At 63.0% G+C, this 15894-nt stretch carries 13 protein-coding genes; 6 read left to right on the top strand and 7 right to left on the bottom strand.

Annotated features, from left to right (window positions below):
* Window positions 1-97 precede the first annotated feature (97 nt).
* From SPMU_RS03980 to SPMU_RS03970, 3 genes are all read left to right on the top strand, one after another.
* The gene (locus tag SPMU_RS03980; RefSeq protein WP_140418402.1) at window positions 98-1453 is read left to right on the top strand and encodes an O-antigen ligase family protein; all 1356 of its coding nucleotides are present in this window, start codon (window positions 98-100) and stop codon (window positions 1451-1453) included.
* A 31-nt stretch (window positions 1454-1484) separates the two neighbouring features.
* A complete protein-coding gene (locus SPMU_RS03975; protein WP_169715629.1) occupies window positions 1485-2900 on the top strand; it encodes an oligosaccharide flippase family protein in 1416 nt (471 codons plus the stop codon).
* A 92-nt stretch (window positions 2901-2992) separates the two neighbouring features.
* On the top strand, window positions 2993-4333 hold the full coding sequence (locus SPMU_RS03970) for an nSTAND1 domain-containing NTPase (RefSeq protein WP_088332125.1): 1341 nt from the start codon (window positions 2993-2995) through the stop codon (window positions 4331-4333).
* Between the two features lie 1102 nt (window positions 4334-5435).
* Here the strand turns inward: SPMU_RS03970 and SPMU_RS03965 are convergent.
* From SPMU_RS03965 to SPMU_RS03955, 3 genes are all read right to left on the bottom strand, one after another.
* Window positions 5436-6152: a CpsD/CapB family tyrosine-protein kinase gene (locus SPMU_RS03965; RefSeq protein WP_140418401.1), complete on the bottom strand. Its 717-nt coding sequence runs from the start codon at window positions 6150-6152 to the stop codon at window positions 5436-5438.
* Window positions 6153-6310: 158 nt separating this feature from the next.
* Entirely contained in the window at window positions 6311-7633 is a 1323-nt protein-coding gene (locus tag SPMU_RS03960) for a Wzz/FepE/Etk N-terminal domain-containing protein (protein WP_169715628.1), read from the bottom strand.
* A 13-nt stretch (window positions 7634-7646) separates the two neighbouring features.
* Window positions 7647-8450 (bottom strand): SLBB domain-containing protein, encoded by an 804-nt coding sequence (locus SPMU_RS03955; protein WP_169715627.1) that lies wholly within the window; start codon window positions 8448-8450, stop codon window positions 7647-7649.
* A gap of 332 nt (window positions 8451-8782) precedes the next feature.
* Here SPMU_RS03955 and SPMU_RS03950 point away from each other — a divergent pair, with 332 nt between their 5' ends.
* A complete protein-coding gene (locus tag SPMU_RS03950) occupies window positions 8783-10723 on the top strand; it encodes a right-handed parallel beta-helix repeat-containing protein (protein WP_140418400.1) in 1941 nt (646 codons plus the stop codon).
* 232 nt (window positions 10724-10955) lie between these two features.
* The gene (locus tag SPMU_RS03945; RefSeq protein WP_088332115.1) at window positions 10956-11531 is read left to right on the top strand and encodes a CHAP domain-containing protein; all 576 of its coding nucleotides are present in this window, start codon (window positions 10956-10958) and stop codon (window positions 11529-11531) included.
* 124 nt (window positions 11532-11655) lie between these two features.
* On the opposite strand, the gene SPMU_RS03940 is transcribed toward SPMU_RS03945, so the two are convergent.
* Window positions 11656-12819, bottom strand: coding sequence for a cytochrome P450 (locus SPMU_RS03940; RefSeq protein ID WP_088332113.1), 1164 nt, complete (start codon window positions 12817-12819; stop codon window positions 11656-11658).
* 36 nt (window positions 12820-12855) lie between these two features.
* On the opposite strand from SPMU_RS03940, the gene SPMU_RS03935 reads away from it, so the two are divergent.
* A complete protein-coding gene (locus SPMU_RS03935; protein WP_169715626.1) occupies window positions 12856-13443 on the top strand; it encodes a TetR/AcrR family transcriptional regulator in 588 nt (195 codons plus the stop codon).
* Between the two features lie 69 nt (window positions 13444-13512).
* Here SPMU_RS03935 and arsH read toward each other — a convergent pair whose 3' ends face one another.
* The 3 genes from arsH to arsC are packed head-to-tail and all read right to left on the bottom strand — an operon-like array spanning window position 13513 to window position 15783.
* Window positions 13513-14256 (bottom strand): arsenical resistance protein ArsH, encoded by a 744-nt coding sequence (arsH, locus tag SPMU_RS03930; RefSeq protein WP_088332110.1) that lies wholly within the window; start codon window positions 14254-14256, stop codon window positions 13513-13515.
* A gap of 11 nt (window positions 14257-14267) precedes the next feature.
* Complete coding sequence (arsB, locus tag SPMU_RS03925; RefSeq protein WP_088332108.1) at window positions 14268-15338, bottom strand: ACR3 family arsenite efflux transporter; 1071 nt, start codon at window positions 15336-15338, stop codon at window positions 14268-14270.
* 16 nt (window positions 15339-15354) lie between these two features.
* Window positions 15355-15783 carry an arsenate reductase (glutaredoxin) gene (gene arsC / locus SPMU_RS03920; RefSeq protein ID WP_088332106.1) on the bottom strand — a complete coding sequence of 143 codons (429 nt, stop codon included), beginning with the start codon at window positions 15781-15783 and terminating at the stop codon, window positions 15355-15357.
* Between the last annotated feature and the right edge of the window lie 111 nt (window positions 15784-15894).

Below are 15894 nucleotides of genomic sequence, written 5' to 3'. Positions count from 1 at the left end.
GCTGATGCCGGTCTTGGCTGATGGCCGCGTGACGATGCGGGGAGGGTCACCGCGCGCGAAGGTGGCAGTCCGTCATGGGCGTCTCGTGCGCGTTCCCGTGCCCGCTCCACCGATCTCCGCTTCTGATGAGCGAAGCGCCCCCGCGTCGGCGCCAGCGCCGCAGCTGGCCGGACGAACCAAGGTCGCCATCCTGCTGTTCGTCTCGACTTTATTCGTGCCGTCCATCTTTTTTGTGGGGCCGGTCGTCCTTACGCCCACGCTATTATACCTCGCGCTGGGGTTCATTCCTTCGCTCGCACTCTGGATCGCTGGCCGCGCAGGCGCACGCACGGCGACAGACACACTTGTCCTCGCCTTCGCCGGCTGGGCCTTTCTCACGCGTCTCATCTTACTGGATGTCGGGGAAGCGCTTGAGCCCGCTGGGGTCATCCTCCTTCAGACGGCAGGCGCTTACTTCGCGGGACGTGTGCTTGTTCAGAACGCGGCGGCCACCCGGCTGGTGTTCGGCACAGCAGTAATTGGGGTTGCCCTAATGCTGCCGTTCCTACTTTGGGAATCGCTCACGGGCACCAAGTCGCTTCTCAATGCCGCCGCAGTCTTCGGCAAGACGCTCGTGCCTACTCAAATGGATCCCCGCTGGGGCTTTCAGCGATCTCAGGGTGTGTTTGAACACCCTATCCTGCTCGGCATGTTTGTCGCCACGCTGCTCTCCCCGGTGATCTTCATGTTCGATGGCACGGAAGGCCGATGGAAGCGATGGCTTGCCGCACCATTGGTGGTCCTTGCCGCGATGACCTCGCTTTCGACGGGCGCGCTCCTCAGCATGAACATTCAGTTCGGGCTGACACTGTGGAACGCCGCCTTGCGCTCGGTAGAGAAGCGCTGGACCATCCTCATCTGGTTGGTGGTGATTCTTTACGTCACCGCCGATCTCCTGTCGAACCGCACGCCGTTTCACCTGTTCGTCGATTACGCGACGTTCAGCGCGCAAAGCTCGTACAATCGGATCCTCATTTGGCAGTTCGGCTCCGCTGCCGTTATGGATGCGCCCTTGTTCGGCCATGGCACCGACGATTGGGAGCGGCCCGCGTTCATGCATGCCAGCATGGACAATTTCTGGCTCGTCATCGCGTACCGTTATGGCCTTCCGGGCTTCTTGTTCCTTGCCGCGGCCTTCTTCCTGACGATCTGGCGCATCACTCGCTACAAACACGATGATCAGCAGGGCCGAGACATGCGCCTGGCGGTGATATTCTCGTTGGTCGCCACGATGATCGCCGCTGTCAGCGTCCATCTGTGGAACAACAGCTACATTTGGCTGATGTTCATGCTGGGAGCGGTGGCGTGGATGGCGCGCACGGATGACGGCGAGGCGAAGACCCCGCCGGTCGTTGATGAGGAACACCCCTCTACGGAAAGCCGCCACGCTCGCCTGCGTCGGCTCGGGTTCTGAACGGACACCAGATGAGAAGGTATCTTCGCTGATGCTCCGCTCCGGTGCCATGGTCCTTGTCGCCAATGTGGTTGATGTCGCGGCGGTCCTGATCCGCAACATCATCCTCGCGCGGCTATTGCCAGTCGAACAATTCGGGCTGGCCGCGACCTTTTCGATCCTGATGACGATGATCGAAACCTTTCAAAACGTCGGGCTCAACCGGCTGGTGGTGCAAGACGCACGTTCAGACGACCCGGCGTTCGTGGGCCGCCTCCATGGCGCGCAGATCGCGGTCGGTCTCGTCGCCGCACCGCTGCTTGCCGCGCTTGCCTATCCATTCGCGCTGATCATGGGCACACCGGGGATGACCGCCGCTTATCTGCTGCTGGCGCTGGTTCCACTGGCGAATGCCTTCGTTAACCTCGAGACATTCCGAATGCAGCGTCAAGGCAGGTTCGGGCCGCAGGTCCTCCGGTCCATGCTGTCGCAGCCGGTCGGCCTTCTCGCCGTCTTTCCCGCTTATTGGTGGCTGGGGGATCACCGCGCCGCGCTTGTGGCGATCATTGCTCAGCAATCGGCGGCAATGTTACTCACCCACGTTAACGTGCGGCCAATCTTCCGCATTGCCTTTGACCGGGCGGTGATGCGAGCGGTCGCGGCTTTCGGCTGGCCGCTGATCGTGAATGGCCTGCTGATGTTCGCAATCCTCAACGGCGACCGGATCATCGTTCTCCACCGCTTCGGTCCCGCCGCCCTCGGCTGGTTCAGCGCGGTTGTGATGCTGACGCTCACCCCTGCAAACCTGATCGTGAAGTCACTCCAGACCATAACGCTGCCCGCTTTGTCGCGGACGGCAGGCGAAGCCGGCGCATTTCAGCGCATCTACGATGGCGGATCGAACGCCACCGCCGTAGCCGCCCTTGCCGCCGTGCTCGGCAGCTTGTTGTTCGGGCATGTCGTCATTGCCCTTCTCTTCGGCAGTAAGTTCATGCCAGCGGCTGCGTTCCTCGCGCCTCTCGCCTGCATGAATGCGCTGCGCTTGCTTCGAGCCATGCCGGCGATTGCGGCCATGGCACACGGCGAAACGCGCAACCCGCTTTACGCGAACCTTGTACGAGCACTCGGCGTTCCCGCGGCCGTCGCCGCCGCCGCGCTCACCGGCACGATCGAAGCGATGATCGTCGCTGGCATTGCCGCCGAAATCGCGGGCGCAGTTGCGGCCGGCGCACTTGCGCATCAGCGCGCCGGCATCAGCGGCGCGCACTACAACCGGCTCCTGTTGTCGTTGACGCTCTGCGTGGCTGCCGCCCTGACGATCGTTTGGGGCAGCGGCTACGCCTGGCTGCTCCTTGTCCCGCTTGCGGTGATGCTGCTCCTGCAGTGCGCTGCCCGGCTCGACGTGTCGGCCCTCCCCTACACTGCCCGGCTCCCTTCATCTCTCCGGCGTCGCTCACATCGCGCCTGATTGGTCGAAGATACCGCCAAGCTGGATGCATTCTATTGCCCGTTGGTGCTCGCCGGACCCATGACCCATCCAGGCTGTCCGAAGGATGCAAGATGAACTGGTTTTCTTCCTTATTCGGCAACAGGGATGAGGATGGCGACCAACACACGGTCAACGTGGCGGACCTCGCCGTCACGCGCCCTGCCCCGGTCAGCGTCAAAAATGGGTCCCTGCCCCGCTTCCGCGGAACAGCTGCTGATCAGCTCCCTGCCGGCACGCGCCTCCACGACCGCATTCGGCTTCAGTTACGCCAGGCATTCACCCCCGCCCGCCCCATCATGGATCCTGCGATGCTGGCAGGGCGGACAAACCTGCTGCGAACCATCATCCGTGCGGTCGAGGACCAATTTCTCCACGTCGTGCTCTTCGGCCCGCGCGGAATCGGCAAAACCTCCATTCTCCACGCGCTGTGCGGCATCGCCCAGGAGTCGCGCTACCTGGTGCGGTACGTTTCCTGTGGGGAGCGGACCACGTTTGATGGCTTGTTCCGTTCCGTGATGGCCGACGTCCCCCTGCTATTCCACGCCAATCATGATCCCGCCGCCTCGGAGATTGAGGAAGGGCTGACCTTCGCCGATCTGCTCGACGACCGCCCCGTGACGGTGGACCGGGCCAGCGATCTCCTTGGCAAAATCGCGGGTACCCGGCTGTTGATCGTTCTCGATGAGTTCGATCGCACGATCGAAGCCGATTTTCGCCAATCCATTGCCGAGTTGATCAAGAATGTGTCCGATCGCGGTAGCCGCGTGCAGCTGATCATCGCCGGCGTCGCTCAGAATCTGTCCGAAATCGTCGAGCACGTCCCGTCGATCCGACGCAATATCCTCGGTCTGCTCGTGCCCAATATGAGCCCGGAGGAGATCGCCGAACTGATCAGCAACGGCCAGCAAGCGAGCGGAATGACGTTCACTCCTAAGGCTTCGCAGCTTATCAGCCTGGCAGCGCTCGGCCTTCCCTATCTCGCCAACCTCGTGGGGCAGCACGCCGGCTTCGCTGCACTTGACCGCGAATCCGTAACCATCGATCATTCAGACGTAGATCGCGGCATCGCCCAGGTCCTCGATCACCTCGACCTGCGCATCGCACCAGATATACGACAATGTCTGAGGCATGCCATTCGCGACGGGCATCAACGCGCCCTGTGTCGCCTTGCGCAAGTTGCACTGGCCAACAGCTTTCGCCTTCCCGTGGCGGAGATGGAGCGTGAACTAAATACACTGTTCCACGGGAACGCCGCGAAGACAAATGAGACATTAGCCGATCTCATGGGCCAGTATCGCTTGTTATCTTTCGCCGCTGACGATCCTTTGAGTGAATGGCGGTTCTCTGACGATGGCGTGCCACTCTATCTCTGGATCGGGTTGATGCACCGAAACATGGGAGATGATCGCTGACGACTTGGATCAGCAATCGTTGCTGAGAGATGCAGCAGGTACTAAGTGAGCACAAGTGCTAACACGGCTCGGCATCGTTAGTTTTGATTTCCTGCCTCACGCCGCTTCTTAAACCTTTCCAGTATAAACGAGGCGGCTTCGGCGCCTGTACTGATGCCTATCGTATCTCACGGGTTCGTTGCGATGTTTTGGGCAGAATTCAGGACTGGGAGCCTCAGCCTACCGAGCGTCTCTGAAATTTCTAGGGTCGCGATTGCAATTTCCGGAGAACCACTGCGCTTGGCAGCCGGTCAGCGGCGCTGCCGGGCCAGTATACTTCCTTGTCTTCGGGCGGTCGCGAAGAACCGTTACTGATCACCGTTCGCATCCACGATGGCGTCGAAATTCGTAGCTGCCACCGTGATCGGTCGATTCAGTCGCCAGTTGCGCCCATTACCCAAGTGTCACACCCTGCGGTGCACCTCCGGCACGTTGCGTCGTCATGATAGTCTTCCGCTAAGGGTGGCCGGTAATTCCGCATGCCTCTGAGCAGGCCCGTCTCGCCCAAGCGCTCTGTCAAATATACCGCCTGCAATGCCGACCGAAGTCACGGAGCGGCATACATCATCGCAAAGTCGGCTAACACATGTCCGCTCCACCCCTCGATTATCAAATTGAGGCCTTCAAGGCTGCGTTAGGAAGGACCGCAGACACCGCCTTCTGATCGTTCGACGACGAGGACTCGTCGCTCAATCAGTCTTCGCTCGGCACCTCCGATCGGTTGCGGTCTCACCTTTAGCGGTCCTGACCGTATGATGATCGCCGATGGCTGTCGTCTGAGGAGCAACACCCTGCGCGAAACATTAAGAAAGAACTACTCACAGCGGTTGAGTGTCGGCCCTGATTGAAGCGACTTCGTTGGCCGTCTACCGGGGGAGCACGGCGATCACGATCACGCTCGACACTGGCAGGTTCCGTTACCTCCACGGCAAGCGCGCCATCGCCGGCAAAAGATTGCGCGCGAGCGCCAGGTTCTTCATGCCGCAAGCCATACTGGCGGCGCTCGCCAACTTCACACCTCGTACGCGAACGGCTGCCCCGTTCGTCGCCCAAGTTGCATTCGTCAGAAGTCGGTCAAGAAGCTGCCCAAGATCTTCACACGATCGCTGACAAGGTCATCCGCCGCCTTCTTCAAGTCCGCCAACATCGTGACATCGCGCCTCGCCACCATCATGGCGTAACGGACGAGCATCGCAACATGGCGGGCGTTCGTCCCCTCACTCGCAGGCGGCGCGTCGATAATCGTGAAGTCGAATGATCGCAGACAATGATCAACCACTTCCTTGAGCCGTCGTTGCGCCACAAAGGTCTGCGTTCCACCCGACCTGCGCCCCGCGAAGAGCACGGACAGGTTCGGCCGAACGTCCCGGCAGATCTGATCCACCTGGCTGCCCGGATCGTTCGATAACATCTCCGTCAGCCCGGCCGCCTCCGTCACCTGACGGATAAAATCATGGACAGCTGGCCGAACCAGATTGGCATCCACCACCACGGTGTTGATCCCCGCTTGTGCGCAAGCGATGGCAAGGTTCACGGCGACTGTTGTGCAGCCCGTCGCCGCGGCGGGTGAGCAAAGCGCCAGCCCCCGGCGCCCCTCGCCCACGTGCCGGGCGAACAGATGCGTTTGCAGGGAGCGATAACTCGCCGCAGCCGCCCCGTCCGGCGCGGAGAGACAGACCAGCCGGCGCGAAAAGGAGAAAGGAAGCTCGCCAGCGGGTGGACAAGCAAGACCGTCCTCACGCTGGATCGCCTCCACTGGGATCGATTCCCCCGGCTTCACTGGAGTCGGCTCGCCCGGCATCACTCCGCAGGACACCGCCCCCGCACTGCTGTGATCGTGATTCGCACTTGCCCCGGTGCTGTGCAACGCCGCCAAGTGCCCGTCCGGCCTGACATCGCGATTATCGCGAGCCGCTGCCGACCCGCCGCTTACCATGCTCACGCAGCAACCCTCCGAGCAAAGCTGAACGGAAGACCGTGCGGCCAGAGCTTGCGGTGCGCCGGACGGGGAAGCGAGCCGATTACCGGCAGACCCGCCGCACTGAGATCTTCAGGGCCACGAACCCGCCGCCGCAGCAGTTCGAGCAGAACCGCCACTACTAGGCCCGCCACCGCGCCTACAGCTAGCCCTGCCAACAGCAACAGCCACCGCGACGGCATCACGGGTGCGCGCGGAAGTCCTGCGGCCCCAAGCTTGCGAAAGCCGGCCTCCGTGGATTGCGCCTGAAGCTCGAAATCCGCGGCGCGCTGCATCGTTTTTGCCACTTGTTCGCGAAGCACGGTCACGTCGCCGGCGAGGCGTCGCGCCTCGTCGACCAGACCGCGCTGCGCCAGGACCTTTTGCGTCTGAGCGCCCAAATCCGCATGTGCCGATCCAGCAGAGGCGCGGCCCGCCGTCCGCGAGGCGGCCAGCTCGCGATTAACTGCGGCCGACAAAGCGGCGCGTTGCTGCTGCATGGCGATGATCTGCGGATGATTGCGGCCCATTGACTGCCGTGCGGCAGCAAGCTGCGCATCCACCTGCGCCAATTGCGTCGACGAAGGCGCAACCGCGGGAGCAGCCGCCAGTGCAGGTGCCGCCGGGGCGCTACTCGCCAAGGCGCGCAACTTCGAAGACTCCGCATCGACGTTATCGTCTTGGAGCACGATGTTGTTGGCGCGTTCGAAACTCGCCTTGCGCTGCTCCGCGGCAGTCAACCGAGCCTTGAGCGCTTTCACTTGTTCGCCAAACCAGACGGCGTTGTGCGCAGCTTCGCGGCGTTTGGTGTCGAGCGCCTCGGCGATGAAGGCGTCACGCACCGCATCCGCCCCGCGCCGCGCTGTTTCAGGCACATTAGAACTGTAAGTGATCTCAAGGATCGGGCTGTTGCGGGTAAGGGTCGCACGCGTCCGCTGCGAGACATCCTCGGCCAGCCAATCTCGCAAGCTCAGCCCTGTTCCCGCCTGCACGGCTCGCTGGTGCGCAGCCCTGAGAGCCGGCGATTGCGCCCAGTCGAAATGGTCCACCACGCGCCGGGTCACGCGCGGGTCGCGGATCAGCTCCACCTGCGCGGCGAGGAACGTCTCCAGCGTTCGGGGCGGCAGAGCCTCGCCGGTGACAGGGTCGGCCTTCAGCATATCAACAACGATCCGCGACCGGGATTCGTAGCGCGTCGGCATCCACTTGGCCGCAACGGCCCCCGCCATGCCGGCGGCGACCGCCATCACTACGATCAGCCATAATCGCGCGCGCAGCATGCGCAGGAGTTGCACAGGAGTCATTGCCGCCCCCCGATCAAAAGAACCGCTCGCCGACGACAAGCACGTCATCGGACCGCAGCTCCTCGTTGAGGCGGACCTTTACCTCCCGCCCCGCGCGCACCAGCTTCACGCGTTTGGGGGAGCCAAGCGCGGTGAGTCCCCCGCCGCGCGCCAGCGCCATCTGCACCGTCATGGGCCGATCAAGTGCGAACGCCCCGGGCGTATTTACTTGCCCGTAAATGTAGAAGGTGGCCGGCGCCGCCACGAACACCTTGTCCCCCGAGCCTACTTGTGGATCCTCCGTCACCGGCGCCGCTGCGATCGCGCGCAGCGAGACCGCCTGTGATGATCCGTCAGGCCGCGTCAGCACGATGGTATCCGCTGACGCGCTGACACCGCCCGCGCGTGCAACGATTTCCGACAAGCGGTAATCCCGGTCGATCGGCACGATGCCCGGTTGATTGACCTGACCCAAAACGGTGACATACCTGCTTCGGAAGGTCGCGACCGAAACGGTTACGATCGGGTTTTCCAGGAAGCTCCCGCGGATCAGTCGCGCGCGCAAGTCGTCACGCAGCTCCAAAGGGGTCCGCCCGGCAGCAGGCACTGCGCCCACGAACGGCAACAGAACGGCGCCATCCTCCTGTATTTCCACGCGCGCGTCGAAATCGGTCCGCCCGATCACCGCGGTCTCGACAACGTCACCCCGTCCGAGGACATAAGGTGGCCGCTGATCGGACGGCATTTCGCTGCCGGCGGAAGCCGGCTGCTGCGCGTGTGCAGAAGGTGACGCAGCGATCATCGCGTACACGAAGATACAGGCCCAACGGTTTGGCATCGCGTCCCTCCCAGCATGACGAACACGACACCCGAAGCGCAACACCACCGAGTTTAGCCGGGAAGTAATGCTCCAGCCCATGCATCGTCACAGTTTCCGCAACAATCCGTACGCCGTTTCCTTTGGCGCTCAACCTTGAATGGCGCAATTTACATCCATAATGGATGCATACCCGCCGATCTACGCCCGCGTTTATCAAACTCGTCTATAGATCGGTCCGCTATAGTATTAGTGCTTAGCTATTTATTAATCTTTTGATCAAGGCTCCTGCCGCATCACTGACTGCGTTGGAAGCCCGCGTGATCTCGCGGGATCTCAAGCAGGAACTTCACATGGCAACGATTAGCGTCTCCACGTCAGCGGAACTGATGGCGGCTGCGACACGTGCTCGCGCTGGCGACACGATCGCGCTCGCGGCGGGCAATTACGACAAGGTCGTCCTGCGCGACATCAAGTTCGCCGCACCGGTCACGATCACCTCCGCCACGCCGGACAAGCCCGCCGAGATCAACGGTCTGAAGGCTTTCGGCGTCGAGAACGTCACGTTCCGCAATGTTGTCTTCGCGGACAAGGACTGGTCGACGCAATATGACTTCGAGATCAAGAATGCGGCAAAGGTCAGCTTCGATAGCGTGGTGATCCGCGGGCAGGAAGGCGAGCTGGGTTATCAGTCCAATCCCTTCATGGTGCGCGGCAGCCGGGATGTCTCGATCACCAATTCGGAAATCACGCACCTTCGCTACGGCATCAACATGCTCGACAACACGGGCGTGACGGTCAAGGGTAACTACTTCCACGATTTGCGAGCCGACGGTTTCCACGGCGGCGGCCTTTCGAACATCCTCATCGCCGACAACGTTTTCACGAACTTCCATCCGGCCGCGGGCGATCACCCGGACGCTATCCAGTTCTGGACCGCCAACCAGAAGGTGAGTGCCGAGAACATCACCATCACCGGCAACGTGGTTCATCGCGGCAACGGCGGCGCAATCCAGGGCATCTTCATGGGCGATGAGACGAATGTCCTGCCCTATAAAAACGTGTCGATTTCCAACAATCTGGTGGTTGGCGGGATGTTCAACGGCATCCACGTCGAACGCGCCGATGGCCTGGCGGTCAATGACAACATCGTTGCCGGGTATCTCGATCAGGCCTCGTGGATCCGCATCGCTGATGTGACGGCCATGACCGGCAACGTCGCGCAGGTGTATGTGATCGACGGAAAGACGATTGCGCCGCCCAGTGGCAACAAGGCTACCAAGGCAATCTATGATCAGGGCAGCGCCTTTGTCGGCGATTGGCTCGCAGCCAACGCCGCCTGGGTCAAAACTGCGGGTGATTCGCCAGTTCTCAGCCAAGTTGTCGATGAGTTCCGGGCGCTCGCCGATCTGCCCCCACCGCCAGTGCCGGTCACCCGCGTCGTCGGGACTGACGGGGCGGATCGCCTAAAGGCTGCCGCATTCGGCGACAGCATCCTCCTCGGCGGAAAAGGCAATGATCAGTTGACCGGCGGTGACGGAAACACGCGCATGGAAGGCGGCGCGGGTGACGACGTCTACTTCGTCCACTCTGCGCGGGATCTGGTCGTCGAGGCGCGCGGCGCTGGCACGGACACCGTCTATGCCTCGATCGATTACACACTGCCCGACAATGTCGAGACGTTGCGCCTGCTCGCGCCCGGCCTGACCGGTTACGGCAATGCCCTGGACAATCGCTTGGTCGGCACGGCCGGTGGGGACAAGCTGTTTGGCGGCGCTGGCAATGACTCGATGCAGGGTCTCGAAGGTGACGACTGGCTTTACGGCGACGCCGGCAAGGACAGCCTGAACGGCGGTGCCGGCAACGACATGCTATACGGCGGCACTGGTGCGGACACCCTCATCGGCGGCGAAGGCAACGACCGCATCTGGGGCGGCGCGGACGCCGACATCATCGAGGGGGGCGCGGGTAACGATCGCATGAGCGGCGGCCCTGGCGCGGACACCTTCCTGTTCCGCGACGAATCGTTTGGTGACCGTGATGTGATCGTCGATTTCGAAAAGGGCGATCGAATTTCGCTCTCCTTGATGGATGCGAACCTCAATACGGACTTCAATGACGCTTTCCGCTTCATCGGAACCGGCGCCTTCACGAAAAAGGCCGGCGAGCTGCGCTATGAACGGACCGCCGATGGCGTGGTGTGCATGGCCGATATGACCGGCGACGGCGTCGCGGATCTAAGCATCTCGCTGCTTGGAGTGGACCATCTCAGCGCCTCCGCATTCCTGTTGTAAGTCCAAGTACCGGCCGGCCGGAGGAGAACTCCGGCCGCCCCATTTGGCCTGCATTCTTTAATGTCCCGAACACATCGCCAGCCACGTTCCCCAAAGTGGTTGCATCGGAACAGGCACTTACAGCCCATCGGTTCAGGTCCGGGACGGCCCACCGTGTTAACGGCAGCAGTAACGGGGTGTTAACCCGCATCGGCAACTGGTTGATCAACGGTCGGAGATAAGCCGGGACGTGATGAAGCACACTGCTCTTGCTCTTGTAACGGCATTCGCGTGCCTCCTGGGTCGGCCAGCCGAGGCTCGCTCGCTGCTCGACTATGTCGGCCAGTGCGTCCCATTCGCGCGTCAGGCATCAGGCATCCAGATCTATGGCGACGCCTGGACCTGGTGGGATCAGGCGAAAGATCGCTATCAACGGGGCGAGCAGCCGCGCGTGGGGTCCGTCATCGCGTTTGCCCGTCAGAGCCGGCTTCCCCTGGGGCATGTCGCGGTGGTCAGCCGCACCGTCGAATCCCGCGTGTTGATGCTCACCCACGCCAATTGGTCCCGCTTCGACGGGGAACGCGGACATGCCGAGCAGGACGTCACCGTCTTTGATGTGAGCAAGAACAATGACTGGAGCGAGGTGAAGGTCTGGTTCCGCGACTCAAACGGGCTTGGCGGCACGATCTACAAGGTTCACGGCTTCATCTACGCGCCCGGCCGTCCGCACGAAAATCTCACGGCCAAGAGCCCCGATTACGTCGGCGCGCTCATCGACGCTTATGTGCCCGGCGCCGGCATCGACGCGAACACACGAACGGCGCGCTGAGCGGCCAACTTCAAGTCGAGGCGCTCCGATCAAGCTGTCGGACCATGCTCTTTCCGCCGAGAGGCGCTTGCCAACCGTAGCGGCGGCGCAACGTGGACCAGCCAGGCCCGATGAACACCCGCGATCACGACACCGCGGCACCGCAAGCAAGTCTCGCCCTCCGCAGTTCGTAGCCGGCGATCAGCGCATTCCACCCGATGTCCGGCGCTCGCTCGAGCCGGACGCCCGGCACGCGCAGCAGCCGGTCAAGGAAGATGGCCGCCTCCTGCAACGCGACCTGGGCGCCCGGGCAGCGATGCTCCCCGTCACCGAAGGCAAGCCCGGCCCTCCCGACCTTGTCGGCGAGCTTCCGCTCCGGATCGAGGCTGTACGGGCATGCCCCGACGGCCGTCTCGTCGGCATTCGCCCCCCGCACGTCGAGCGCGACGACGGTCGCATCGGCATCGAGCCTGCGAAACAGGACGCCGACCACTGGCTCCAGGCGGAGGATCTCCTCCAGGATCGCAATCTGCGATGCCTCGTCGCCCTCCAGGAATCGCCCGCGCAGGTCGTCGTTCTCCAGCAGGTGCCAGCCCGCCATGGTGATGAACTCACGCGTGGTGATCATCCCCGCGGCGCCATAGGTCAGGCATTCGGTCAGGATCTCGCGTTCCGAATAGCCCTGGTCGAGCAAGTGAGAGATCACGTCCTCGCGCCGCTGCTTCCGCCTGCTGGCGATCGCCGGTTTGACGTCGCGCAACAGGAAGTTCAGCGATCGTGCCTGGCCGCGCGCAAAGCCGAGAATCGTTGCGAGCCGTGATCCTCCCCGCGGCATGCCGGAGACCAACGCGCCGAGCCGCTTGGCCATCCCTCGCCGGTCGCTGTCGGTCAGCCCGGCGATCTCCGCCGCGATCGTCACCGCCATTTCGAGCCCGAGCTCGTCGAGGTCTGCACTGCCGGTGGTGCTGAAACGGCCCACCAGCTCGTCGCTGGTCTGCTCCATCAGCGCGCGGTAAGCGGTGGTCACGACGCGGGGTGCGAAGAAGCGCGCGGTCGCGCCGCGTTGGCGGCGATGTTCCGCCCCATGCTGGTAGAGGATCGGTGCGCGGGTCAGCGACACCTTGTTGACCAGATCGGCGAGAAACCCCGCCTGCCGCGCATCTGGATTGCGCAGGAGGCCGCGCGCCTCAGCGAAGTCCCGCACCACGCGCATGCCCGCCACGCCGCCCCCCGCTTGCGCAACGGCGGCTGACTTACGGCTGTCCTGCGTGGAGAGAGGGCAACGACTAAGGATCGCTTGATCAGTCATCTGCTACGCCTATTATGATACACTATGGATCATAAAGTGGCGAGGCCAGCCGCCAAATCAAGGGAGCCGCGCCGCGACGCGCGGATCATCAAATCACGCCAGGCGCTTCAATCGGCCTTGCTTGATCTCGTTTCGGAGATGCCGTTCGAGGAGGTGACCGTCGCCGCGATCACCACGCGCGCCGGCGTTGGCTACGCAACCTTTTTTCGCCACTATCCGACGCGTGAGGCGCTGTTGGCGGAGATTGCGGACCAATTGATTGGCGAGCTTCTCCACCTGATCGCACCACTCGTGCTGGCAAACGCCTCCCGCGCGGCGGCGTTGGCGCTGACCCGGTTCGTGGAGGCGCGGCGTCCGCTCTGCGAAGCCCTGCTCATCGGCGCCGGCGACGCGATGCGTCGTGACATCACCGCGCGCGCCATCGCAGCCGCGAACTCTGCCGACGCGCTCTTTCCGGGATGGCTTCCACGCGATCTGGGCGTCGTACACAGCGTCGCTGCGACGCTTACGATCCTGCGCTGGTGGCTGGAACAAGATTGGCCACAGGACGCCGCGGCGGTCGCCGACATCATCGACCGGCTGGTGTTCGGCCCCATGGCCACAGCGCCACAGGACCTGAAGTGACCTGACGTCGTGAGCGCGACCGTCCCCGTGGGCAGCGGGCAGGTCGCAAGCTGCCGCCACAGACCTGGCTCAGTCCTCTGTTGCCAGCTTCGCCCGTTCCACATGGGTCGCCACCGGCGCCGCGCGGTCCTTGCGTTCGGAATAACGGTCGGTGAGTTGCTCGACGTGCGGGCGCAGGAGCACGGTGAAGCGCACCAGTTCCTCCATCACGTCGACGATCCTGTCGTAATAGCTCGACAGCGTCATCCGGCCCGCTTCGTCGAATTCCTCATATGCCTTGGCGATGGAGGACTGATTGGGGATGGTGAACATGCGCATCCAGCGACCGAGGATGCGTAGGGTGTTGATGCTGTTGAAGCTTTGCGAACCAGCCGAAACCTGCATCACTGCCAGGGTACGGCCCTGCGTCGGCCGGAGGCCTTGATAGGCGAGCGGCAGGTGATCGATCTGCGTTTTCATGATGCCGGTGATCTGCCCGTGCCGCTCGGGGCTGCACCAGACCTGCCCTTCCGACCAGAGCGAATGCTCCCGCAGCTCATGCACCGCGGGATGATCGTCGCGCGCCACCTGATCGGGCAGCGGCAGGTCCGATGGGTCGAAGATGCGCGTCTCGCACCCGAAGAATTGGAGCAGCCGCGCGGCTTCTTCTACGGCGAGCCGCGAATAGGAACGCTCGCGCAAGCTCCCGTAGAGCAGCAGAATGCGCGGCGGCGGATCGAAAGTGCCGAGCCCCAGCGCAGGGCGCTGATGGACGTATTCGGCCCGCAGCGCCGGCAAGTGATCGGGATCGGTCACATGGCGAAGTCTGGTCATGGTCTCGCTGTTCAGGCTGCAGGGAAGCGGTCGCGCGTGCGGTTGGCATAAGCCACCAGCGTCAGCATGACCGGAACCTCAACCAGCACTCCGACGACCGTCGCCAGCGCGGCGCCGCTCGAGAGTCCGAAAAGCCCGATGGCCACCGCGACGGCGAGCTCAAAGAAATTCGACGTACCGATCATGGCGCACGGCGCCGCGATATTGTGCGGCACGCGCCACGCCTTGGCGGCGAAATAGGCGAGCGCGAAGATGCCGTAGGACTGGATGATGATCGGGATAGCGATCAGCACAATCAGCAGCGGATTGCCGATGATCGTCTGTGCCTGGAAGGCGAACAGCAGCACCACCGTCGCCAACAGGCCGATGATCGACCATGGTTTGAGCCGCGCGGTAAACGCATCAACGGCGGCTTCATCGCCCCCGTGGCCAGACACGACCGTCCGCCTGGTGATCGCCCCCGCCACCAAGGGCACCACAACATACAGGCCAACCGACAGCAGCAGCGTTTCCCACGGCACCGCAATGTCGGTCACGCCCAGCAGCAGCGCAACGATCGGCGCAAAGGCGACGATCATCACCAGATCGTTCACCGAGACCTGCACCAGCGTATAGGCCGGGTCGCCCCTGGTCATCTGCGACCACACGAAGACCATGGCCGTACAGGGCGCCGCGCCCAGCAGGATCAGGCCGGCAATATATTGATCCCCCTCTGCAGCCGGGATCAGGCCGGAATACAGATAGTCGAAGAACAGCACGGCCAGCGCGGCCATGGTGAATGGCTTGATCAGCCAGTTCACCACCAGCGTGATGACCAGCCCTTTGGGCTTCCTGCCGATGCCCTTGATGCTGCCGAAATCGACGCCGACCATCATGGGATAGATCATCGCCCAGATCAGCACCGCGACGACGAGATTGACGGAGGCGTATTCGAAGGCGGCAAGCTGCCCCACCAGCCCGGGCGCCACAAGGCCCAGCGCAATGCCCGCGGCGATGGCGAGCGCCACCCAGATGGACAGGAAGCGTTCAAAGGTGCCCAGTGCCGATTCGGCTGGAGCGGGCGCGGCGAATCGTTCAGACATGGCGCTGCCTCTCCCGTTAGCGCACGCGCTGCCCGTCGGCGCCGATCACCTGCTCGCCATCTTCCTTGGTGAAGGCACCGCGCTGTTCTTCGGGGATGAGGTCGAGCACTTCCTCTGAGGGGCGGCACAGCTTCACGCCGAGCGGCGAGACCACCAGCGGACGGTTGATCAGGATGGGGTGCGCCATCATTGCGTCGATGAGCTGGGCGTCGTCCAGACTCTCGTCGCCCAGGCCAAGTTCGGCAAAGGGCGTGCCCTTCTCGCGCAGCAAGGCGCGAGCGCCGATGCCCGCGCGCGCGATCAAACTCTCCAGCATCGTGCGCGAGGGCGGCGTCTTCAGATACTCGATCACATGCGGCTCGATCCCGGCATTGCGGATCATCGCCAGTGCGTTGCGCGACGTGCCGCATTCGGGATTGTGATAAATCACGATGTCAGTGCTCATCAGCCTCTGCCTTCTTGCTCACGCCTCCACTCGGGCCGATTTCGGCCAGCTTTCGGCGCGGGTTTGCCCCCTGTGGTTCATCAGCGCTTCGCCGGTTTGGCGCGGACAGAC

The organism is Sphingomonas mucosissima, from assembly GCF_002197665.1.
Taxonomy (GTDB): domain Bacteria; phylum Pseudomonadota; class Alphaproteobacteria; order Sphingomonadales; family Sphingomonadaceae; genus Sphingomonas; species Sphingomonas mucosissima.
This window is presented reverse-complemented; position numbering and strand designations above follow the sequence as displayed.